Below are 23,037 nucleotides of genomic sequence, written 5' to 3' on the forward strand. Positions count from 1 at the left end.
GCATGGACACTGCCATTTCTGTCCCGAATTGCGGGTTCATTTCAGGAATTCCTAACTTAAAAGCGCCGCTTATCCGAAATTCCGCGTAAGTAGTCGCCAAGTTTCGCTTTCAAATTGAAGTCATCCATTTTCAGCAATGAACCATTTCTGGTCAGCAAAAAAAGCCCGAACCAATAAAGGCTCAGGCATTTGTTACTTGCTATTTGGTTCATGTTACATTGCCGCCGCAGCAGCCTTTTAAGCCAGCTCCAGAGCAATTTCCATCATTTTCGTAAAGGAGGTCTGCCGTTCTTCAGAGGTTGTCTCCTCCGCCCGGAATACATGGTCACTGATCGTAAGGATGCACAGTGCGTTCACTCCGGCATGCGCCGCGTTCAGATACAGGGCCGCAGATTCCATTTCGATACAGGCAACGCCCATTTCCTTCCACTTCATAGCGGCAGTCTTATCCGCATTATAGAAGATATCACTGGTCAGCACATTGCCGACATGAACCTTCTGTCCCTGTGCATCAGCAGCCTTCTTAGCCTTCTCAAGCAGCTCATAGGATGCGGTAATGGAATAATGTCCCGGCAGATTGAACTGGGAAGCGAAATTAGAGTTGGTTGAAGCGCCCATCGCAATTACGATGTCATACAGATTCAGGTGATCCTGCAGCGCTCCGGCCGAACCTACACGGATCAGGTTCTTCACGCCAAACACGTTAATTAGCTCCCAGGAATAAATGCCGATACTCGGAGCTCCCATGCCTGTGCCCATGACCGAAATTTTCTTTCCTTTATATGTCCCGGTATACCCGAGCATTCCCCGTACTTCATTGAACAGGACCGGATTCTCCAGATAGGTCTCGGCAATGAATTGGGCTCTGAGCGGATCTCCGGGCAGCAGAATTGTTTCAGCAATTTCCGCACCATTAGGTTTGATATGAGGGGTTTCTTTGAATTCTGATGTACTCATCGGGTTGACGGCTCCTTTGTAAATCGGATTTAAGCTTTCTACATTATACCAGAACCTTTATTCGCCATAAACCTGCTTGTACCTGTAAAATCCCCCCGCAAAGTAAAGCTTCAGCCCGGATGAGGACTCAGATACTTTGCGGGGACCCCGAAATCTCAAAAAACCTTTACTGCTGCATGAAGCTGTACAGCAGCTTAGCCATTTCAGCACGGGTAACCAGCGCCTGCGGGTCAAAGCGGTTATCTGCCTTGCCGCTGATAAGACCTCTCGCCTGCAGTTCTCCTACTGCCTGCACCGCCCATGAAGAAATGTTCTGTGCATCCTTGAAGCTTGGCGCAGCAGCCGCTGCAGCTTCAGCTCCGCTGCCCGTCAGCATTCGGCTCAGCACGGCCGCTGCTTCCTCGCGGGTGATCAGATCCTTCGGCCGGTATTTGCCGCCGGTTCCCTGGATAAGGCCAAGCTCCGCCGCTTTCGCTACGGCTCCTGCATAATAGGCATCCGCAGATACATCGGTAAACCCGCTTATTCCCGCAGCTTCAAGGCCGAGTGCGCGAACCGCCAGCACAGCAAAGTCTGCCCGGGTTAATCCGCTCTGCGGTCGATAATGCGTAGCATCAGTGCCTGTGGCAATATGCTTCGCCGCAAGCTTGGAGATATAGCTCTCTGCCCAATGCCCTGCAGTATCGCTAAACTGCTTATGGTATTCGGCAACAGCGAAGGTTGAGAAATGGCTGGTCGTAAATTCGAACCCGCCTGCTGTCAGCTTCCCGCCCATGTACTCAAGCTTACCGTTATTCAGATAATACACGCCAGCATAATCAGGGTTCATAACGCTAATCTGCCGGGCTGTAAGCGGAATGGTTACTGTAACTTTGCCCTTCAGCTGATGCAGCGCTGTTGAGATACCGCCACTATTGACAGCATTTAATTCCAGCGTAATCACTGCCTGCGGCTCTCTGAATTCACCCGCTCCGCCTGCAGACAGAATTTCCTGCTTCAGCACTTCCGTCATTGAAGTATCCACACTTAACAGAACCGATTGCGTTCCGTCAGCTAACTCAGGCAATGAGCCGGCCGGAATGGCCAGTTCCATGCCCGCAGCCGAGATGCGCAGACCCACTTGCCTGCTTACAGCCAGCTTCAAGGCCGAAGCATCGAGCTGCAGCTTGGCTTGTCCCTGCGTACCGCCCAGCTCAAGCTTGATTTCACCGTTAACTGCGCCTTCCACCAGTTTATTCAGTGCAGTTTGATCAGCAGTATATATGCCGTCTGCGTTCATCTCCAGCTTAAGGGTTCCCGAATCCGCTGGAGCCGGGGTCACTGCCGGTGCCGGAGTTGGTGACGGTGCCTGCGCAGCCGGGGCTGGTTCAGTAACTGGGGCAGGAGTAGCCTCCGGTTTCGGCGATTCTTCCGGCTTCGGCGATTCCCCCGGTGCTGGCGTTTCTCCCGGCGTTGGCGTTTCTTCCTTCACGCCGGTGTAGAAGCCCCAAATATCGGACAGGACCATGCCGGAATGCTGATCTTCCGCTTTTACATACCACTGATAATAACTCTTCGGATTCAGCCCGTTCCATACTGCCGATATTTCGGAACCGCTGGCTGCATCCTGCTCAGCAGCAATTTTCTGGTCTGTGTATACTTTGATCCCGATATAATCGGTTGCTACGCGCTTCGTCACCGGCTCAAGGTCGAGATCCAGTGTGAACTGGTCTTTGCCCGGATAAGCCGTCTCATCGTAGTAATTGTAATCATCAAGATACGGAGAATAGGTCTTCACATGCAGCTTGTTGCCGGCCGTATCGAACTGCAGCAGACGGATGTACCCGAGACCGCCTTCCTCTGCCCCTTGGTAATCGGCAAGCATCTGATACACATTGCGGTCTGGGATACCGTCGCCGTCATCGTCCAGCTGATCGACCTTCAGCTCGGCATCATGGTAGTGTCCGGATAACGCGGCAATCACGTTTTTGTTCGGCTTCACTACCTTTTCAAAGATCTGGTCGGCAATCGGTGCACGGTTGTTGGATACGAGCAGGTACTCATGCAGCGCAAGAATTGCTTTGCGCTCAGGATAGCGGGCAACAATCTCATTCATCCAGTCAATTTCCTTATCCCCGAGGCCCCAGCCCATATACACAATCACGTAGTCATTGCCGCCTGCAGAGATCAGGTCATAATGCCCCATGTTATTGTTATACGATCCGCCGTAATTCGGCAGATTCTTGAATCTCCACTCGCCGAAGTACTTCCAGAACTCCGTATAGTCCCCTGTCTGATGCCCCACATCGTGATTACCGGCCAGGACGCCGTACGGAATGCCCGCATCCTCCAGAACACGCATGTTCTTGTCGGCTTCCTTCCACTGGTATTCCTGATATGACTTATCGACCACATCCCCGGTGTGAATGACATATTTCAGATTCAGGCTATCCTTATGATCAGCAATCCACTTCACATTCTTCTGATAAATGTACGGGTAGCTCTGCGAGTAGTACTGCGTATCCGACATCCATACAAAGGTATAATCATAAGTGTCGCCAGTTACGGTTGGAGGGGTGTCCGTCTTGGCGATTTCGTCCTGCACCATAACCGATATGGAGTTATTCTGTTTGAATTCACCTGCCAGCACGGATGCGCTGAGCGTGAAATCAGCATCTCCGGCAATCCGGTAATCCAGCAGCTGCCAGTTACTTGCTGAAGGACTCCAGGCATAGAGGCTGACTTTACGCCCCGGCAGAGAGTTGCCTTTCCACTCCACATCTACACGGTCCGTCTCCTTCACAGACGGATCCAGCTTAATCTCATAGCGCTGGTATGGGAATTGCTCTACAGCATCATTGACAAGATAGTTGCCGTCTATGCTGCTGATTGCTGCATATTCTTCCGCCATCAATGCGGCTTCTCCCGCAGGCTCCTTCTGCTTCGGCGGTTCAGTATCTGAAGCATTCTTGTAGCCGCTGAAGCCCTGCTCCGAGTGAACCCCGTCATACTTGAAGCCTCTATAGAAGGTTACCCCCATCCGGTCACCGGCCGGGTCTGCAACTTTCACCTTCAGCTCAGGGCTTGTGCTTGCTTCCGTTTCACCGGCTGCAGGAGCAATCAGCTGCGGAGCAGACGGATTCTCGTCCGGCACATGGAACTGCACTGATTTCTCCGCTTTGTTGCCAGCCTGGTCTACAGCGGTAATCTGCAGTGTATGTGAACCTGCAGACAGCCGGCCGGAGCTTGTCTGATACGGAAGTTTAATAACGGCACCATCCAGCTTGACGCTAGTTTCACTTACCCCGGCATATTCATCCTTAATGTCGGCTGTAATCTCAATCCGGCCGCGGTAAGTCTTCCCTTCTTCCAGATTCGGCTTAATGACCGGTGCTGTATTATCTACAATGACAGATGATTCCACCTGCTCTTTACCCTGAAGCAGCGTCAAGGTATGCGGTCCATCACTCCATGCGGAAGTATCCCACTCATAGGTCTTGGACTGCAGCAGCAGCGGGTCCAGATTAAACTGGAAGCCGATGGATTCATGTTTCCCGGTAGTGTCGCCCATTTTGATTTCTTTATCGCGTTCACCATAGGCAGGGTCCACAATCTCCGTACCGTCCGCCAGCAGAAGCCGCACATTCTTAATCTCGAAATCATCCTTGTTCTCTTCCGGCCGCGGGTCAAACGGCGATGATTTCGAGCCGGCACGGATATAGATGGTATTGTCCGGGCCTGACTTCAGAGCAGATGCTTTGATCGGGAAAGACAAGGTGGTATAAGCCGTAATCGGGTCCATAAAGGTATACAGAATGCTGTCATCCCCCAGCTCTTCCGGTCCCATTGTAATTCCGTTCTTGAAGTAATAATCCACATTCTTGGCATCGAAGACGAAATAGGCATCATTCTCCAGTGAAGCATAAGTATCCGCCGCATTCACTGCCTTGTTATCAATTTGCAGGGCCAGCTCATCCGGCTTAACCGTAGCTGAGGTTCCCTTCACTGCCACCTGGCCGCTGATCAGACTGTCGTCCTTGAGATTCAGCCGCAGCGCCGAGCGGTCGGGACCTCCGGTAACGGCTACTGTATACACCGGGGACTCCGTAACATTACTGCCGTCAGACACGGTGAAGTAATAACGGATTTCCGTTCTGCCGATCAGATCGGCGGAAGACAGCTTATGGTGGTACAGCGTATCATTATAGTCCTGTGAGAGGTTATAGGATATGAATTCCGGCTGCTTGTCCGTCGCAATATGCACCTCAACAGATTTGATGTCCTTATCATCATCCGCGAAGGCTTTAAGCTCTAGTCCCTTGGACTGATCGATTTCTGTTGCATCCGTCAAATCACTGACTGTAGGAGGCACAGTATCTGGCTCTACATGCAGCGGAGCTGCCGGAACCTGGAAGGCTTCCGCCTTGCCCGGGGTAGGAACAGCGCTACCGGAGCTAATCTTCAGCATTTTACCGGAACCGTTCACCGGATATTTATACAGCAGCGCTTTGTTCTCCTTCGTCTCATCCTTCAAACCGCCATTATAAAGCGTGTCCGCATCATAATATGCCGAGGAAATATCCTTCTCGGTATTGCTCTTGATGACAATAGCCCGGCGGCCGGAGTTCGCCATGCCGTCGCTCTTGATCTGGAACAGATCCTTGCCGGGCATAAGCTGGGTCTGGAACGCTGCATTGAAATCAGTTGCTGTATGGTTCGTATTGGCACTGTTAATGATCCAGAAGACTACCGACTGCTGTGCCGGAACGATCAGCTTCTCTTCAGTAGAAGGCCACTTCACATCTGCCGCCGGACCTTTATCAGGGTAGCGGTAATATACTTTGTAATTTTGGAAATCGACCGGCTGGTCTGTGTTGTTGTATACTTCGATGAATTCAAACGCATCCGTGCTTGTACCGGGAACATTGCCCGAGTTCGGCAGCAGCTCAGTAATCAGCAGCGGAGGCACAGCCTCATTGTTATAATCAGGCAGATTCACGTGAATGGAATAGCTTTCGGAGACATTCTTGGTGCGGATGCTGTAGTACAGCTCCGGTTCTTCCATCACAGCGGCCGGGATTATACCCTTATAGAGATCACCGCTAACCTTAGTCATTGTGATTACGGTTTCCCGCTGCTGTGATTCCGTCCGGTATAGAAGCTCTACCGCAGGAGCCGGGGTATCACCTTCACTCTGCAGATTGCTGATGGTTGCCTGAATCTCCAGATCGGCAGGATCAGTGCTGGCCTTGGGAGCATGCTGAATTACCGGCTTCTGCTCATTGTCGGCCGGCAGCTGACTTGGAAGAACCGTTCCCGGAGATGCATCAATGCCGCCCGATTCCGGCAGCAAAGTCATTTCCGCACCGCCGGAGGAAGGATACGCGAATATAATGCCTTTATTGAGTTTGACCTGTTCCTTCTGGTATGTAACGGAGATGATCGTGCTGTCGTTTGCTCTGGAGCGGATCTGCAGATTGCGTGTATCGCTGTTAGCCAGCCCGCCTCCCCCGTTCACCCGGAACAGATTGACGCCTTCCTGCAAATCCGCATTGAAATTAGCATTGAACTGATCTGCGGCCAGCTCCCCGTTCTTGCCGTTCATCACCCAGAAGACAACGCTGCTGCGGGCAGGAATGATTAGGTCCTGATCATATTTCCAGCTGTCTTTATTATTATAGTAGAAATAATAATCCTTGAAGTTCAACGGGCTGCCTGTGTTGTTATATACTTCTACAAATTCATAGGCATCCGCTGAGTTAACATTGGCGGTATCCGGCACCAGCTCGGTAATCAGCAGACCGCCCGTCTGTACGGGCTCTGCATAGACTGCAGCGGTAACCGACACCTCTGCACCGGGTTCCTGCGAGGCCGGTTGTTCATCCAGCGTGCTGAGAATGCCGGACGGCAGCTGCCCGTTCTGCACCGCTTCCAGTTCCGCCGCATAACTGCCCGGGGCTACTGCACCCATCAGTAGAGTACCGGCAATTACACCTGTGAAAAGCCGCTTTTGATTACGTTGAACTTTCAAATGATGTACACTCCCTGTAGTCGTTTTTGTAAATCGCTCCAGTCCATTTTGGACACTTTTAAAAGTATACGAACTATTTATTAAGCAATAATCAGGAATATGTAAAATTTGAATTTGTACATTTAACATTGCTGACTGCAGGTGTGAAATCAATTCTGGCAGCGCCTGCGGATCTGTATTGACAAATGTTATTCCCGTCTATATTATTAGAAGTCCTGCCGGTATCTTGCCGGTGATAAGGGGACCTCGTAAGGTTCATTCTTATTGAAGAGGATGATTGATATGAACAAAGAGCAATTGATGGAGCAGGCCCGGGCGGTTAAGCACGCTGCGTATGCCCCCTATTCCAAATTTCCGGTCGGAGCCGCAATATTGCTGAAGGACGGAACCGTGATTACCGGGGTTAATGTAGAAAATGTATCCTTTGGCGCAACGAATTGTGCGGAACGGACTGCATTCTTCACAGCGGTTGCACGCGGATATGCAAAAGGTGACTTCCAGGCTATCGCTGTAGCCGGGGATACTGAGGATTTCCTACCGCCCTGCAGCATCTGCAGACAAGTTATGGCGGAATTCTGCTACCCTGACATGCCCGTATATTTAACCAACAATAAACAGGATATATTGGAATTAAAGCTTCGGGAGCTGCTGCCTTATGCGTTTACGGATCTCGACATGTAAAATAGATATTAAAAAAAGCGTATCCGCTATTAGGCGGCTGCGCTTTTTTGGGGTTACGGTATGTGCATTAAGCTGCTTTCCGTTTATACACACGCATCGCTAATAAATATGCGCCGATCAGTATACCGAGGCACCAGGCAAGTGCAGACCAGATCCCACTACCGGCGGCCTGCCCTGACAACAGCGCACGGATTGCTTCTACGATTGAAGTCACCGGCTGATTCTCGGCAAAGATACGGACTGCCCGCGGCATTGTATCAGTGGGTACAAATGCGGAGCTGATAAAAGGAAGGAAGATGAGCGGGTAAGAGAAGGCGCCTGCACCGTCTACGGATTGGGCTGACAGCCCGGCAATTACCGCAATCCAGGTCAAGGCCAGTGTAAACAATGCGAGAATACCGGCTACGGCCAGCCAGGATACGACTCCAGCCGGAGAGCGGAAGCCCATAAGAAGTGCGGCAAGAATGATGATGGTAACCGAAATCGCATTGGACACTAACGAAGTCAGCACATGTCCCCATAGCGCCGCCGAGCGGGCAATCGGCATCGAATGGAACCGTTCGAAGATGCCGCTGCGCATATCCATGTACAGGCGGTAAGCCGTGTAGGAAATGCCGCTGGCAATCGCGATCAGCAGAATGCCGGGCAGCAGATAGTTCACATAATGATCTGTTCCGGTCTCAATTGCGCCGCCGAGCACATATACGAACAGCAGCAGCATGGCAACCGGAGTGATGGTGACGGTGATGATGGTATCCATACTGCGGGCAATATGGCGCATGGAACGCCCAAGCATAACACCCATATCGCTGAAAAAGTATTTCCTTGTCATCTCCATTTACTTTCCCTCCCTTTTACCGGTAATGGCGAGGAAGATTTCCTCAAGTGTAGGCTGCTTCTCAACATATTCTATCTTCTCAGGCGGGAAAAGCTTCTTCAGGTCTGACAGTGCGCCGCTGGCGATAATCCGTCCCTCATGCAATATGGCGATTTGATCAGCGAGTTGTTCTGCCTCTTCCAGATACTGCGTTGTCAGGAAAACGGTTGTGCCGTTGGCGCTAAGCTCCTTAACCGTCTTCCAGACCTCACTCCGCCCCTCAGGGTCAAGCCCGGTGGTCGGCTCGTCGAGAAAAATAAGCTGCGGTTGCCCCGCCAGGCTCATGGCGATATCCAGCCTCCGGCGCATACCGCCTGAGTATGCAGACACCTTGCGGTTCGCCGCTTCGCTCAAGCCGAAGCGCTCTAATAAATCATCCGCTGCCTGAAGCGGATTTCTTAAGTGCCGCAGCCTGGCAATCATAATCAGGTTCTCCCGTCCGGTCAGTATCTCATCGACGGCAGCAAACTGCCCGGTCAGGCTGATGGACTGGCGTACCTCATCAGGCTTCAAGCTGACGTCAAAGCTGTTTACGACAGCTGTACCCGCATCCTGCTTAAGCAGTGTGGCAAGAATTCTGACGAGCGTTGTCTTGCCCGCACCGTTCGACCCGAGCAAGGCATAAATTTCACCACGCTGCACCTCCAGATCAACACCTTTTAGCACTTCAACAGATTTGTAGGCTTTTTTCAAACCCTTTACTTGAATGGCGGTATCTTTCACTGCGCATCATTCCCTCTGCCGAATTTGTTAATCAGATCGAGATTTAATTTATTGCGCGCCGGATCAGTCCATTTCTTCGTATCCCGCAGCAGCCCGTCGCAGAACCCGACCACATCCTCACCCGTCACATCAAGAACATGCTTCCCGTCTGCCGCACTGGATTCGAACAGCTCTATTAATTCCTGCTGGGTTGTCAGCATGTCTGAGCCGTCCCCGCCTGCGAAGCTCCACATATATCCGTGGATTTTCTGAAATACGAACCGGTAATCTTCGGGCAGCGCCTCCGCCCTGGCCATTTGCTCCTTGTACTCTTGTTTGTCCCTCATAATTTTCCGGATCAGCTCGCGCATCGTCATTTCCCCTCCTGCTTGAATTTATCCAGTATTTCCTGGTTCAGCTGTTCGCGCTGCTTATCCGTATAGGTGACCGAGCCGCGCATGAACTCATCACAGAATCCGCTGACGTCTGGGCCTGTAATGTCAAGAATGTGCCTGCCGTCCGCAGCGCCTGCCTCAAACAGATCCACCAGGTCAGCGAATAGGGTCAGGTCACCGTCAGCGCCAACTCCGTTTGCATACATATACTGTTTGATTTTGCGGAACGCGAAGCGGTAATCTTCCGGCAAGGCGTCAGCCCGCTTCATACATTGCTTATAGGCCCGCTTCTCATCCAGATCACCTAAGATTAATTTCAGAAAATTATTAATCATTTCACTGCTCCTCCTTCAGCTGGCTCATTTTGGCCGAGATAAATCCCCATCGTTCCCAGAACCTCTGCAGTTCCTCACGTCCCGCAGCATTAAGCGCAAAAAACTTTCGGGGCGGTCCCATATCGGAAGGCCTCTTAGTGGTATCTACCAGCCTGCTCTTCTCAAGCCGGATCAGAATCGTGTACACTGTTCCCTCCACAACATCCGTGAAGCCAAGGGCATTCAGCCGCCGCGTAATTTCGTAACCATAGGTTTCTTTGCGGCTTATAATTTCAAGGATACAGCCCTCAAGCACGCCTTTGAGCATTTCTGTCAGATTATCCAGCACAATTCCTCCTCACTACTCTGTATGACTGGTATTCAGTAATACTTATTACTACTACATAGTAACACAAAGTAGCGGATTGTCAATAGCTGTTAAATGGCTGCCTGCCTTTTTCTGAGGACGGCATTGTTTCAGCGAGAAATAGAAGGATAAGTTATCATGTGCAACATATAGATGCTTATATTTAAAAAAGTCCGCCGTTATCCATCAGCTGCTGCAGCAACCGGAATAACCCGAACTTTTCCCAATCATGTCTATGTAAGCTGCTGCCTTGCATAGCAGACCTGATTTCTGCCCTTCCCCTTAGCTTCGTATAGAGCTTCGTCGGCTTTCTCCAGCAGCTCTGCCGGGGGATGCTCCGGGAAAGAAGAGACTCCAACCGAAATTGTAATTTGAATTGTCGACTGGTCCGGCAGTACAAAGGTACTGTCCTGAACCGCAGCACGCAGCTTCTCTGCAACCGCCAAACCTTTATCCGCCGTGCACCTGAGAAGAAGAACCGCGAACTCCTCCCCTCCTTTGCGCGCACAATAATCGCGTATCCGGATACCGGCCTGCAGCACATCAGCGAGCCTCGACAGGACAACATCTCCGGCCGCATGGCCGTAAGTATCATTTACATATTTGAAATGATCAATATCGATTAACAGCAGTGTAAACGGCTCTTGGTTCAGCGCACTCATTTCCGCCGTTTTTTTGAAGACCAGATTGAAGGACCGGGGGTTATGCAGCCCTGTCAGAAAATCCCGCTCAGCCGCTTCTTTAAATATTTCCAGTGCCTCGTGCGCCTTCTCCAGATGATTGATAAGCAGATAATTAAACAGGCAGGCCATGAAGCAAATGAGATCAAATAAGACAATTGTGCCGATATTAGCCCAGCCGATCAGGGGAAGCAGTATGCAGGTGGATAAAATCACCATACCGCAGGCTGCAATCAGCCACCGGTACATATTCGGAAGGGTACGCGAGAAGGCAAATACACCTACAAGAAAAGTAATCCCGATGTTTACAACGCCTAAGATGGCCGCTTGATTAATGGCTCCAAGGAAAAAAAGCCGGTATAAAGCGATTACACTCGTTGTAATCATTCCGGAAACAGGTCCGCCCAGGTACACGGATGCCAGAATTGAGACTTGCCTGAAGTCAATAATCGTACCATCGCCCAGAGGAAAGGCAAAATTCAGCTGAACAATCCCGAATAATCCGAACCCGGCCCCATATAAAACATGGAAATGAAGCTTAGAGAACGTACGTTTATCTTTCAAAAGCGACAACACCATGTCCCCGAAAAAAATGAATGTAGTCAGAAGAGAAAAATTGATGAGCAAATTAACAAACATAAAAAACCCCTTACCTATATGTAATGTCCTCGTTGATAAGTCCTGTCCAACCGCAATGCCCATCCACAGCCGCTAATCTGGCAGCCTCCCTCCATATACTAAATAGTTTGAACTGGAAAGCTACATATTGATTTAGGATAAAAGAATGCCCAAAGAGCTTATTGTTCAAGTACAATCCCAATCTGACACCTTAACGGACACCACAGCCTTTATTCGCTCAAAAAAGGTCATTGGGGCGGGCTTACGGACACGACGGCCCTTATCCACCGTTTTTCATGGGGGACTCCGCTCTTCCTCTGAAATAACGGCGCTCATGTCCGTAAGACCGACACTCCGGTACCTTTCCGCAGGCTTAACGTCTCTCATGTCCGTAACGCTAAGTTAGTCCCTTGAATAACCGTTGCGTGGCGGGTCGCTAGTGCCCCTGCATATCCCCCCGCCACCGACTCTCTTTTTTCTAAAGTTTTTTAGTTCATTCTATATAAATATAAATCCGAATGGGGAAAATAACTACCATTTCTCCAGTAATATTTATTGATAAAACAGCTGCAGGCACAGGCATGGCTCCTACACTTTTTTTGAGATGTTAATGTTTTCAACATATTCTTTTTACTGCAAATTAATAATTGGCGGCTACACTAAAGTTGTAAATCGCATTCGGCGCCCCAAGGAGGAGTCCAGTATGACAGAGCAACACGAAATGGATCAATTTCTCAGACAGGTTCAGGCTATTGAGAATACTATCCACGCATTGCTGCAAAAAACACAATTATCAGATGAAGAGAAAGATTATATTCTCCGCCATATTCTTGCGGTACCAGTCTCTAACGAGGAAACTTATATAAAGAATGCAGGCTGAGTCCGCTGATTTGCAAAATAAGCCCGCAACTGGCCGGAATGGCTGGTTGCGGGCTTTTGTCTGAAATTTTCCCCCGAGGTTAATGACCGCCAATTGTTCTTCCAGCAATCATCAAAATTAATTTCGCCTCTTCTTCCGGTGACTTCAAGCAATCTGAGAGAATCCACTCTCTAAGAAGCCTTACTGTCCCATATTGAACGTATGAAGCAATCGCCTTCTTTTCCTCCAGATCCAGGTTTCCCGGTAAGTGTTTCATGACCATATGATCAAACTGCGGCAGTGAGCTTGTGATGTGGGAGATCAGATCATAATGTTCTAAATCCAATACAAGCTTTGAAAATTCAAGATTATCTTTCATATATTGCAGAATTCCGGTCAGACATTCATCGATATTTTTTCCTGCCGCAAGATCATTGATAACGGTAAAAGAGGTGCTCTGTATATACGTCTCCGCAATTTCATTCAGCACATCATGTTGACTTCCGTAGTGATTATAGAACGTAGTACGGTTAATTCCCGCTACCTGGCATAATTCCCGTATGGAAATTTTGTTCATCTGATGTGTCTTCAGCATTTGCAATAAAGCCTCACCAATCAGGCGTTTGGTCAGCATAACCCTCTGGTTGGATTTACTTTTTCCTGACATAGCCCCTCCGTTAACTTCGACATTTTCAAAACATCTGTCGGTTGTAAAATAAACAGATGTTGATATCATTGTAAAGAACTAATTGAATAAGTCAATGAAACGGAGATGTAAAAATGAAAAAGAGCAGAAAGAAGATATTAACAGTACTCCTTGTGTGTATTAGCCTCGTAATCGTACTTATTGCCGGTTATGAAATTAAAGAAAAAATGCGTATTAACAGTATTGTGAAATCACACAAGACGGAACAAGTTGCAGGGCAAAACGCTGTTGGTGCAAACCATGCTACGAACGGATCTAAGCATATTACGACTGCAGTGCAACAAATTATGATAGGAACAATGAGCGATAATTATGATCATGCTTTGCAGACTTTACTGAATATTAAAAATGCAGGATACGAATCTATCGAACTAAATGATTTCATGATTCATAAGACTTCACTGCTTGTAAAACTGATGACACAATTCTCAGGAATGCCTATCGGCAGTGGCGGCAAGCTTGATTGGCCCAAGCTGATTGAAGAAAGCGGACTACAGGTCATAAGCCTGCATAGTAACCTGGGGAGCATTGAGGATGATGCGGGTGCCATAGCCAAAGAAGCGAAGAAATTTGGAACAGATACAGTAGTGATTACTGGTATGTACCAATTTGATTACAGCAGTCTGGACAAGGTAAAGGAGCTCGCCGGGCGTCTTAATGAGGCTGGAAAAGCTCTTGCGGATGAAGGCATACGTCTTCTATATCATAATCATAATGTTGAGCTGCAAAAGGTTACCGCTGAAAAAACAGCTTACGATATTATTATTGAAGAAACAGATCCTGCATATGTCAATTTCGAGTTTGACAGCTACTGGATGGCCGATGGCGGTGCTAATGTTCCGGCCCTGATGGAAAAGCTGGGCAGCCGAATGAAATTATGGCATATTAATGACCGCGGTCATACCAAAGCAGGTCCATATATGACACCAATTTTGAAAGAAAATGCTACTGAATTAGGCTATGGCAATATGGATCTGGACACCCTCGCAGCAATTGCTATAAAAAACGGGGTAGAAGGTGTTATATTAGAAACTCATAAAAATTGGATAGATAACGACCCTATTAAGAGCCTTCAGGTCAGTGCGGAATATATGCAAAAGAAGTTCGGAGACAATAAATAAGGAACTGCCCCGACTCAGAAAAAAGACAGCCTCCGGATTGGGGCTGCCTTTGATTTCCGGCTGATTATGTTATTGGAACAAGCAGAATGTACCGCTGTATCAGCGGAGCGCTGCAGTTCCATTGTCAAGTGAGATCACAGCATCCAGCCAGCCTCCCTGCAGGCCCTCAAGTGATCCGGAGAAAATAACGACTGAGCCTGCTGTCATTTCATATAATGCCTCCAGTAACAGGGAACGAATCTCGATATCCAAACCATAAAGCGGCTCATCCAGCAGCAGAAACCATGGATCCGCAAGCAGCGCCTGAACAATCATAAGCCGCTGCTTGCTGCCGCCGGACAACCGCTGAACAGGTGTCTTCCAGTCGGCTGACAGCCCGAGCCGCTCACATAAGACGCGGGACCGCTCCGCAATGTCCGCCCGCGGCATCAGCTTCATCTCACCTACATAACGCAAGTAGGCCTGAGCGGTCATATTGTCATAATACGCTGCCTGCTGCGGCTTATAGCCCAGATAAGGCTTATAAGCATCTCCTGATAATTCAGCGCCATGAAGATAATAGCTGATCCGGCCGCGGGCAGGCCTATACAATCCGGCTATCGTTTTTAGCAGTGCTGTTTTCCCGCTGCCGTTCGCCCCCTCCAGACCATACCAGCCTGGCGTCAGATTCAGATTTACATTCCCCAGCAGCAGGTGACCATGATCTGTATGTAGTTCAACCGCGCCAAGTTTCAGTTCTGCTCCCCGCACCGCTTATCCCTCCTATTCATGCAGCTTGAAATAATACCGGCGGCGCAGCAGCAGCATTGTGCCAACAACAAGCCCTAATGCCAGGCTAACCGCCACGAGCTTGCTTGCCAGCCAATGAGCGGATCCGTATTCGCTGAAGAGCTGGAACATGCCAAGCCGCTCGCCGGCGGATAACTGGATCACGCCTGCGGCAAGCACAACTGCAGAACCGGGCCATGTTCCGAAGATCAGCATCGCAGCCAGCGCTGCGAATGTGCTCAGGCAGACCGGCAGTAACAGATCAGAGATCAGTACAGCAATGCCGGCTCCGGACCCACCACGGGGCCCCGCCGTGGCGATTATCCCGTAAAACATCAGCGCCAGCAGGAGGTCATACAGCAGTATAGTGCCTATTCTGGCTGTCATAAGCTGCATGGGTGTAACAGGAAAAGTGGCCTCCAGCTCACTCATTGGCGTGTGCATGGACCGGAGCGAATAGGCCACACTGGCTACAGGAAGCAACAGAACCGTAGACAGAAATACATCCGGTTTGGCCCATCCGCTGGCAGCCAGCCTCTCAATGACTGCTCCTGTACCCGCTATTAACGCTGAAATAAGCCAGAACAGCCAGTGCATTGTCCTTGCCTGGGCTGCCATGCGCTGCACTAGTCTAATTGGTAAAGGCATAGCGGGCCCTGATAACCGCCCGGGCCTGTCCTGCCTTGCCATTCTTGCCGATAACGGCGCGGGTGCTTCAGCTACCTGCTGTGGCTTAGCAGCATAGGCTGCGGCCAGCAGCAGCAGGGACTCCGTCTGCTGGCCGCTCAGACCTTCAACGGTATAGCGGTCCAATTGGCCAAAGACTGCTCCGAGCTGTTCCAGCTTCCATTGATCCGCTGCTGCTTCACCCTTCTCCTCCAGCTGCCGCTGCTCCTGCAGCTCCCTGTTCAATTGACTGTCGCGGCTGCCGTTATTGCCGTCTCCGCTTCGAGTAATGCTGCTCATCCTGTTCCACTCCTTCCTGCAGTGTAACGGCCAGCCGCCGGAATGCCCGGTACAGCTTGGACTTAACCGTTCCCGGCGGCAGTTCCATTAGCTCAGCTATTTCATCCAGCTTAAGTTCCTCATAGAAACGCAATATAACAATCTGCCTCTCCTCCTCAGGCAACGCGGCAAGGGCAGCAATGACTGCTTCCCTCTCATACTGCTTGTCCAATATTGACGCTACCGTATCTCTTCCGCCATCCGCCGCGTCATATACTCCGGTATCCATTGCTGCCACTTCATAACGGTAGACCCCGGATTTCCATAGATCGCGGCAAAGATTCGTCGCAATCCGGTAAATCCAGGGCCGGAACCGTTCAGGCAGCCTGCCGGCCTGCAAAGCCGTAAATACTCTGACGAAGCACTCCTGCACCAAATCTTCCGCAAGCTGGCGCTTGTTGGTCAGGCGGTATAGATACGCATAGATCTTCTGATGATACCTATAGACGAATAGCTCCAGTACGGCTGTATTTCCTTGCTTGTATTGCATGAGCAGCTGCTCATCCGTGACAACAGTCCGGCCGTCCACTTGACTTCCCCCCTATATGCCCGGCATCTATTGCCTGTGCACGAGCCAACCCCGGCCTTTACTCAAGACACACAAACAGCCGATGAACAATATCCCAGCCGTTGCAAACAACGCTATGGCATTGTGAGATATATTAGCGGACCGGCTCACCGGCCAGACCGCCTGAAACAGATAATAGCGGTTAAGCGGCGTCCTGGACATGGAGTACTCCAGCAGCCACACAGTGCCCGCGGCTCCAAGCCCTGCCGCCATATTACGTGCAAGCAGGCTGCTTAATGCCGCCAAACCGCCGGCACACAGGTGTACACTTAGACTATGCTTAATTATATACGCCAGTTCAGCCGTGCTTAAAGCGGTCACCCAGCGGTCCATTGCCCAGAGCAGTGCTGCTTCATAGACAGCAAGCAATAGCATAACAGTCAGGAACCGCTCAGTGAACACGAGTAATTGGGAATAAGGATAGCTGAAATGGTGGGCAAAAGTACCCTCACTGAAATCATCCGCGAACACAGCCGCACTCAAAGCAATGCTAAGCAAAGGCAGGATGACAATACAAACTACTTTGACTTGATAAAATCCAGATCCCGGCAGCAGCTTTGGCAGCATGAGACAACCAGCCGCTATCAGCACTGCAATCACAGCTATAACGATGAAGTAGCCGCTCCATATAATGCGCCAGGCATATTTTACCCGGGACAAGGGGAAGTGGACGGCCTTCATCGGCTTCCCTCCGTCTTTCTTTGCAAATAGCCCCGCAGCAGCTCTTCTATTTGTGCATCGCTATCCTTGTTAAGCTGCTCTGTACCGATGCTGTCATATATGAGCTTGAGCACCTCGTATACACTTTCAATGCCATGCTGACTGTATATGGTATTTATAAGGTCATACACCTGATTCGCCTGGCTGTCTAAGAAATACTTGCCTACAGGATCGAACAGCAGGCCTCGCGATTCCTCTCCCGCCAGCTTACGTTCGTTATAGGCTTGAAACAAATTATTCAATATAAATTGGGTGTTAAAATAGGTCAATCTGCCGCTGCTGCCCGCTCTGCGCTCCGCACTGTAATCCAGCCAGTATTGCCCGGTTCTCAGGTGAATTTCCCCGCTTGTTCCTTGTTCGATGTCCGCCCCGAAATACCCATATGCGGACAAGTAGTGAATATCGCGGGCTTCCGGACCTTCCATTGCATTGACCATCCCGCTGGTTCTTAAAGGCAATTGATTTAATATATAATTCGGGTGATCCGCAAGCGCCATAGTGACCGTCCGGGGAAAGTCCGCTGCTGCTTCACCGTCCAGCCTGTTCAAAGTACGCTCCGCTTCAGCATATTGACTGGCTGCGAGCTGAGCCGCTTCCTCAACAGCACGGACAGGCAACTGGCCCGATGCCAGCAGACGCACGGTCTTGCCGCCGGAAGAAGCTTCTGCAAGCTGCAGGTCTCCGCCGAACAAAGTCAGTCCGCTTGCCTCATTCAGCTGCAGCCGTGTTACTGTAATTCCCCTCTCTTCACCCTGCTCACTGTCAATGACAGAAGCGTTGGAGAACAGCTTCAAGCTGCCCGGCCCTTTGACATCAACCTCAAATCCAGCCATGGGGTGCGGCAAGTATGTATCCAGAATATTTGTCGCACGCCCCTCTTCTGTGTATCCGCTATTTGTTAGCAGCTCCGACAGCCGGCCGTTGCCGATAACAGGGTACCAGCCATAGAAGGAGGGCAGAAACAGCCTGTTATCCGCAACAACTGCGGCCTGTTCCCACAGATCCTTGCCTGGAAAATAATACGAATAATGCCGCCAATCATTTATAGTACCGCTATATGACATGGTAATCTCCAGCTGTCCTCCAGGCATAATGTCCGCGTCAGGAGTGATCCACAGCACATCCGCAGCCTTTTCCCACTCATAGTCAGCAGCAGCACCGTTGACCTTCAGTTCCTCTATGTCAAATAGATGCCGCAGCATGACGGGGAATCGTCCCAGCTTCTCCGCTTGTCCATTCCTTGCCTGCATGGTTGCCTCAATCTTCAGCTCATGGTGCGGCAACAGCTCCAGCTCCAGCTTGTAGCTGTTAATGAGCAGCTTGCGGAATTTCATTCCGGTGAGCAGATCTTTCATATGCGAGGCCGGGAGCTGACTCTCCGGAATCCCCCCCATGGCTATGTATGCTTCCTGCATCTGTTCGTCCGTATCTGCTTTATTAATGCCCGCACGGGACATTTCCTCTATGTCCGGCTCAGTGTATTTACCAGCCTCAGCTCCGGCAACGAACAGTTGCTCCAGTGCACGCTGCTGCATAGTAGTATTGGTTGAGGCAAGTCTTTCGCGGTAAAATTCTTCATTGGCATCCGCAGCTTCAACCCGTTCCTGCAAATGTCCGTACATCGCGCTGCCTGCCCATAACAATACTGCACCAAGAGCCAGCATTACGGGACTGATCAGCCATCCTCTAATTCGTTCCCTCCTGCGCCGATACATTACAATTACTGCAATCAGAGCTATTCCTGCCGCTAAAGCGGCAACCATTCCGCGATGCAGCCAGAAGGCCGGATCGTACAGGAAGCCCCACAAACGCGAGTAGGAATCCCCGATATGATTGATCAACGAATAATCAAGCCAAACCTGACTGTAAGGCGGTAATGCATAAGAAGAGGTTCCGCCTGTTAATTCCGGTACGATTATAGTTAAACCCAGCAACAGGACGAAGCCGATCAAATAACTGTACCGCTTGCGGATCAGGATACCTGTCAAATAAGCAATAACAGTCGCCAATAACACCGGAATGGTAAAAGAAGCAAATACCGCTGAGGTGTACCATTCACGCATTCCCCAAGTAATGCCATCCTTAAAGACCAGCCAGACATACGTACCTGCCGGAACAAGTGCAGCTGCAAGCGGAAGCGTTGCTGCGCACAGCAGGCGTGCCGCCTCCATTTCCCATATCCGGTACGGGAAGGCGGATACCATAGATGATGTCTTCCATTCTTCATCCCGCCGGGCAATTGATATTGCGAGCAAAGGCAATATAATAATAGCCACCTTGCAATACACCCGGGAAATATCCATTACGAATACGGCCCGGTCCAATGCTGCACCGGTAGTCCGGATCATCAGATACAGGATGGCTCCCATGCCGGCCAGCATCAGATACAGGCTTGGACCGCGCAGCAGCAGCTTAAGCTCCGTCAGGTAATAGCGAAGCAGGCTCATATGCGGTTCCCCGCTCTCATGACTGCAATATATCCGTCCTCCAGTCCTGCCGCTGCCTGTACTGCTCCCGGCAGCGGGGCAGAGCTGCAAAGAACCCGCGCCTCATACCCGGCTCCTGAACGCTTCCCGGTTACGAGGGTCGCGGCTTCCTTGAGCTCAGCGAGCTTCTCATTATCGGTCTGGACTGTCCATACCTGCCCCTGCACACGCTGAAGCAATTCGTCTTGTGTACCGTGAAAGACGATCTGCCCCCCGTTCATAATCGCCAGGCTCTGACAGTTATTGTCGATATCTGCAACAACGTGGGTAGACAGCAGCACAGTCCGCTCCTTGCCCAGCTCGGCCAGCATGTCACGAAACCGCAAGCGTTCTTCCGGGTCCAGCCCGGCCGTAGGCTCATCCACAATTATGAACTGCGGATCACCAAGCAGCGCCTGGGCAATCCCGATGCGCTGCCGCATCCCGCCGGAATATTTAGCGATGCACACATCGCGCTTCTCCTCCAGATTGACCCGGCGGAGCATCCCGGCTACGGCCTCCTTCCGGGCCTTCCCGTTCGTAATGCCTTTCATAGATGCGGCATAATCAAGATACTCTGCACCTGTCAGTCTGCGGTATACCCCGAACTCCTGCGGCAGATAGCCCAGCAAGCTACGGATTTCCCGTTCATCACGCCCAAGCCGGCACTTCCCGATTTGTACCTCGCCCGATGTTTTGGGGATGACGGTTGCCAGAATCTGCATCAATGTAGATTTCCCCGCCCCGTTAGGCCCGAGCAAGCCGGACATTCCTGTACCTAGGGTCAGGTTAATTCCGTTCAACACTTCTTTGCTGCCATATTTCTTACATAACTGCTGAATTACCACCTGCATGATTGGCTGCCTCCATTCGTACTTGGCCACCTCCCGTGCGCACGAGTAGATTGTCGTACAGTATAACGACACACTCGGGTAAAAGTTTCAATGGGTAATAAATAAGGCACCTGCTTCTGTAACATTAAAAAGCCGGTAGTCCTTATACTGGACGTACCGGCTTGTTCAATATTCACTGCCTGTGCCAAAATTACAGCTTCTTAAGGGCACTCGCAATTTCAATACAGAGATCTTCTGCCTGCGGCACGAAGCCTAACCGGTCCAGGAATGCATGCGTACAACCTTTATAACGGATTGTCTTCACCGGCACTCCTGCTTCACTTAATTTCTTTCCGTAGAATTCCGTTTGAATACGCAGTCCATCGAATTCCGCCCCTACACACAACGCTCCCGGAAGATTTCTATGCTCTGCAAGCAGCGGACTTGCATAGGTGCTTCCGGCATCTTTCATATCCGAGAAATAGAGGCCGCCCAGCGGCACATCCTCCTTCCCTTCGTCAGACGGCCGGCCGAGGCCCAGCATCGGCTCAATTATACTGCGCTGCTCCTCCGCAATTTCAAACGCCTTAATATCCCACTTTAATCCTTCCACTCCCTCATTTATGAATGTAACCAGCGGATAAATCAGCACCTGCAATGCAACCATGTTCAGCCCCAGATCCCGGTCCTTAACGGCTACTGCTGCTGTCAAGTTACCGCCTGCACTGTCTCCGCCGACAGCAATTTTGCTCCGGTCGATGCCATATTCTTCAGCGTGATCATAAATATGCTTTACCGCATGGAAGCAGTCATTGAAGCCGTTCGGGAATTTCTTTTCCGGCGCCAGGGAGTAATCAATGTTAAAGACAACCGCATCCGCCAGCTCAGCTATCAGGCGGCATGGATGCTCCAATGTATATATACTCCCGCCAATAAAACCTCCGCCATGTAAGAAAATCAGACAGGGCTTGCCGGCTTGCCGCATTGACTTTCTCGGGTAATAACGCCATAATCCAACTTCATTACCTTCAAAATTAAGCTGCTCATACCTGGTGTGGATCTCAACCGTGTTCAAATTCCGGTTCGGGAATCCCATATTGTCTCTCATGGTTTGCAGAGCAAGCTCAGGAGACTCAGTGGCAGACGAATTCCCTGCTCCAGGCCCCTCTTCTTTCCCTACCCAGTGCTTAGTAATGATTGCAAGCTCATAGGGATCTATTAAGCCTGGTCCAGGTTCTTCAGGATTGACCTTCTCAATTAATTTTATCCCGCCATGGTCTGCAGCTTTCTGCTGTTCCTGTAAAGCATCCACAAGCTCTTTCTTATACAATCTCATTATAAAAAACCTCCATTTTATCGCCAGTGTCACATTAAACCGCTTACAAAAACTATTTTAAAGGAAACCGCTGTCTTTCACCCGTTCATTATTAACCTTTTTACAGGCGAATCCTGACCATAGGACCTCTGGAACAGACAGAAAAAGCCCAACGCTGTCATTGGACTCTTCCGCCAAGCCTATGTTTCCGGTATTCGTGTGGTGTTGTTCTATAAACAGCTTTAAATACGCGGCTAAATGATTTCTCGTTAGGAAAACCGTGCTCAAACGCAATGCGGGTAATGGAAATATCGGTATTCATTAAATCACGGTAGGCATGCTCTAAGCGGATCGTATTAAGATACTGAAGAATCGTCATGCCGATATGTTTCCTGAAAAAACGGGACAGATATTCCCCAGTCAGGCTAAACCGGGCAGCCAGCACTTCAATCGGCAGTTCCTGATTATAATGCTGCTTAATATAGTTTGTTATACTGGTTAGCCGTTCCAAATGCTTATAGGTTTGTATTACCCCGGCAGGCTTTTCAATCAAGAAATGACTTAGCAGTATGTACATAAGCTGATATGACAAACCTTTGATTTCAATATCTGCGAGCGGGTCACTCCCGTAACAGAGATAAGCATCCGTGATCCGGCCGAGAATGTCACGTAATTTGCTTAATTTCATGCGCTGCTTATGACTATGCTCCTGCATATGTCTTGATACACAATGAATGGAATAACGGTCCATCTCTGAGAAGCTCTCTTTAATAAATTCATATGGAATCTGCAGAGTTAACGCCAACCGGTCCGATCCTGCGGAAACTGAAAAGGAATGAACCGCATTTGAATTAATCACCACGATGTCGCCTTGCTCCGAGGTGTACGACGCCCCCTCAACGTAGATCTCATCGATCCGGCCCCGGATAACATAAGATATCTCCACACTCTCATGCCAATGCCTCGGGACATACTGCTCAGCACCCGATGTGTGAAGGATTATTTTGACTGGTACAATATCGTCATGTTTAATGAGCTCATACTTGTAATTCATCTCGGGCCAGCTCTCTTCAATG

At 50.1% G+C, this 23,037-nt stretch carries 20 protein-coding genes; 3 read left to right on the forward strand and 17 right to left on the reverse strand.

What is annotated here, in order from left to right; all coding sequences use genetic code 11:
• Positions 1-237: 237 nt before the first annotated feature.
• Together deoD and LOS79_RS12595 are read right to left on the reverse strand one after the other, a co-directional pair.
• Complete coding sequence (gene deoD / locus LOS79_RS12590) at positions 238-957, reverse strand: purine-nucleoside phosphorylase (protein WP_315420097.1); 720 nt, start codon at positions 955-957, stop codon at positions 238-240.
• 166 nt (positions 958-1,123) lie between these two features.
• Entirely contained in the window at positions 1,124-6,967 is a 5,844-nt protein-coding gene (locus LOS79_RS12595) for an S-layer homology domain-containing protein (RefSeq protein ID WP_315420099.1), read from the reverse strand.
• A gap of 282 nt (positions 6,968-7,249) precedes the next feature.
• Here LOS79_RS12595 and LOS79_RS12600 point away from each other — a divergent pair, with 282 nt between their 5' ends.
• Positions 7,250-7,648, forward strand: coding sequence for a cytidine deaminase (locus tag LOS79_RS12600; protein WP_315420102.1), 399 nt, complete (start codon positions 7,250-7,252; stop codon positions 7,646-7,648).
• A gap of 67 nt (positions 7,649-7,715) precedes the next feature.
• Here LOS79_RS12600 and LOS79_RS12605 read toward each other — a convergent pair whose 3' ends face one another.
• The 6 genes from LOS79_RS12605 to LOS79_RS12630 all read right to left on the reverse strand — a co-directional run bounded on the left by LOS79_RS12605 (position 7,716) and on the right by LOS79_RS12630 (position 11,547).
• Positions 7,716-8,486 carry an ABC transporter permease gene (locus tag LOS79_RS12605; RefSeq protein ID WP_315420104.1) on the reverse strand — a complete coding sequence of 257 codons (771 nt, stop codon included), beginning with the start codon at positions 8,484-8,486 and terminating at the stop codon, positions 7,716-7,718.
• Complete coding sequence (locus LOS79_RS12610) at positions 8,487-9,248, reverse strand: ABC transporter ATP-binding protein (RefSeq protein ID WP_315420106.1); 762 nt, start codon at positions 9,246-9,248, stop codon at positions 8,487-8,489. It lies immediately after the preceding gene.
• Positions 9,245-9,598, reverse strand: coding sequence for a DUF1048 domain-containing protein (locus tag LOS79_RS12615; protein ID WP_315420108.1), 354 nt, complete (start codon positions 9,596-9,598; stop codon positions 9,245-9,247). Before LOS79_RS12615 ends, LOS79_RS12610 begins: the two co-directional genes overlap by 4 nt.
• 2 nt (positions 9,599-9,600) lie before the next feature.
• Entirely contained in the window at positions 9,601-9,957 is a 357-nt protein-coding gene (locus LOS79_RS12620; RefSeq protein ID WP_315420112.1) for a DUF1048 domain-containing protein, read from the reverse strand.
• A 1-nt stretch (position 9,958) separates the two neighbouring features.
• On the reverse strand, positions 9,959-10,264 hold the full coding sequence (locus tag LOS79_RS12625) for a PadR family transcriptional regulator (RefSeq protein WP_315422178.1): 306 nt from the start codon (positions 10,262-10,264) through the stop codon (positions 9,959-9,961).
• 272 nt (positions 10,265-10,536) lie between these two features.
• On the reverse strand, positions 10,537-11,547 hold the full coding sequence (locus tag LOS79_RS12630; protein WP_315420114.1) for a GGDEF domain-containing protein: 1,011 nt from the start codon (positions 11,545-11,547) through the stop codon (positions 10,537-10,539).
• A gap of 757 nt (positions 11,548-12,304) precedes the next feature.
• Between LOS79_RS12630 and LOS79_RS12635 the strand changes: the two genes are divergently transcribed.
• The gene (locus LOS79_RS12635; RefSeq protein ID WP_315420117.1) at positions 12,305-12,481 is read left to right on the forward strand and encodes a hypothetical protein; all 177 of its coding nucleotides are present in this window, start codon (positions 12,305-12,307) and stop codon (positions 12,479-12,481) included.
• 79 nt (positions 12,482-12,560) lie between these two features.
• On the opposite strand, the gene LOS79_RS12640 is transcribed toward LOS79_RS12635, so the two are convergent.
• A complete protein-coding gene (locus tag LOS79_RS12640; protein ID WP_315420119.1) occupies positions 12,561-13,127 on the reverse strand; it encodes a TetR/AcrR family transcriptional regulator in 567 nt (188 codons plus the stop codon).
• 113 nt (positions 13,128-13,240) lie between these two features.
• Here LOS79_RS12640 and LOS79_RS12645 point away from each other — a divergent pair, with 113 nt between their 5' ends.
• Positions 13,241-14,287, forward strand: a complete 1,047-nt coding sequence (locus LOS79_RS12645; RefSeq protein ID WP_315420121.1) for a sugar phosphate isomerase/epimerase family protein — start codon at positions 13,241-13,243, stop codon at positions 14,285-14,287.
• A gap of 99 nt (positions 14,288-14,386) precedes the next feature.
• Here the strand turns inward: LOS79_RS12645 and LOS79_RS12650 are convergent, their stop codons facing one another.
• The 8 genes from LOS79_RS12650 to LOS79_RS12685 all read right to left on the reverse strand — a co-directional run bounded on the left by LOS79_RS12650 (position 14,387) and on the right by LOS79_RS12685 (position 23,015).
• A complete protein-coding gene (locus LOS79_RS12650) occupies positions 14,387-15,037 on the reverse strand; it encodes an ATP-binding cassette domain-containing protein (protein ID WP_315420123.1) in 651 nt (216 codons plus the stop codon).
• Between the two features lie 12 nt (positions 15,038-15,049).
• On the reverse strand, positions 15,050-16,021 hold the full coding sequence (locus tag LOS79_RS12655) for a hypothetical protein (protein ID WP_315420126.1): 972 nt from the start codon (positions 16,019-16,021) through the stop codon (positions 15,050-15,052).
• The gene (locus LOS79_RS12660; protein ID WP_315420128.1) at positions 15,987-16,589 is read right to left on the reverse strand and encodes an RNA polymerase sigma factor; all 603 of its coding nucleotides are present in this window, start codon (positions 16,587-16,589) and stop codon (positions 15,987-15,989) included. The genes LOS79_RS12655 and LOS79_RS12660 overlap by 35 nt, the downstream gene beginning before the upstream one ends.
• 27 nt (positions 16,590-16,616) lie before the next feature.
• Positions 16,617-17,309 carry a hypothetical protein gene (locus LOS79_RS12665; protein ID WP_315420129.1) on the reverse strand — a complete coding sequence of 231 codons (693 nt, stop codon included), beginning with the start codon at positions 17,307-17,309 and terminating at the stop codon, positions 16,617-16,619.
• Positions 17,306-19,795, reverse strand: a complete 2,490-nt coding sequence (locus tag LOS79_RS12670; RefSeq protein ID WP_315420131.1) for a M1 aminopeptidase family protein — start codon at positions 19,793-19,795, stop codon at positions 17,306-17,308. Before LOS79_RS12670 ends, LOS79_RS12665 begins: the two co-directional genes overlap by 4 nt.
• Positions 19,792-20,667: an ABC transporter ATP-binding protein gene (locus tag LOS79_RS12675; RefSeq protein WP_315420133.1), complete on the reverse strand. Its 876-nt coding sequence runs from the start codon at positions 20,665-20,667 to the stop codon at positions 19,792-19,794. Before LOS79_RS12675 ends, LOS79_RS12670 begins: the two co-directional genes overlap by 4 nt.
• Positions 20,668-20,857: 190 nt before the next feature.
• Positions 20,858-21,982, reverse strand: a complete 1,125-nt coding sequence (locus tag LOS79_RS12680; RefSeq protein WP_315420135.1) for an alpha/beta hydrolase — start codon at positions 21,980-21,982, stop codon at positions 20,858-20,860.
• A 157-nt stretch (positions 21,983-22,139) separates the two neighbouring features.
• A complete protein-coding gene (locus LOS79_RS12685; protein ID WP_315420137.1) occupies positions 22,140-23,015 on the reverse strand; it encodes a helix-turn-helix domain-containing protein in 876 nt (291 codons plus the stop codon).
• Between the last annotated feature and the right edge of the window lie 22 nt (positions 23,016-23,037).

The organism is Paenibacillus sp. MMS20-IR301 (assembly GCF_032302195.1).
Taxonomy (GTDB): Bacteria; Bacillota; Bacilli; order Paenibacillales; family Paenibacillaceae; genus Paenibacillus_AQ.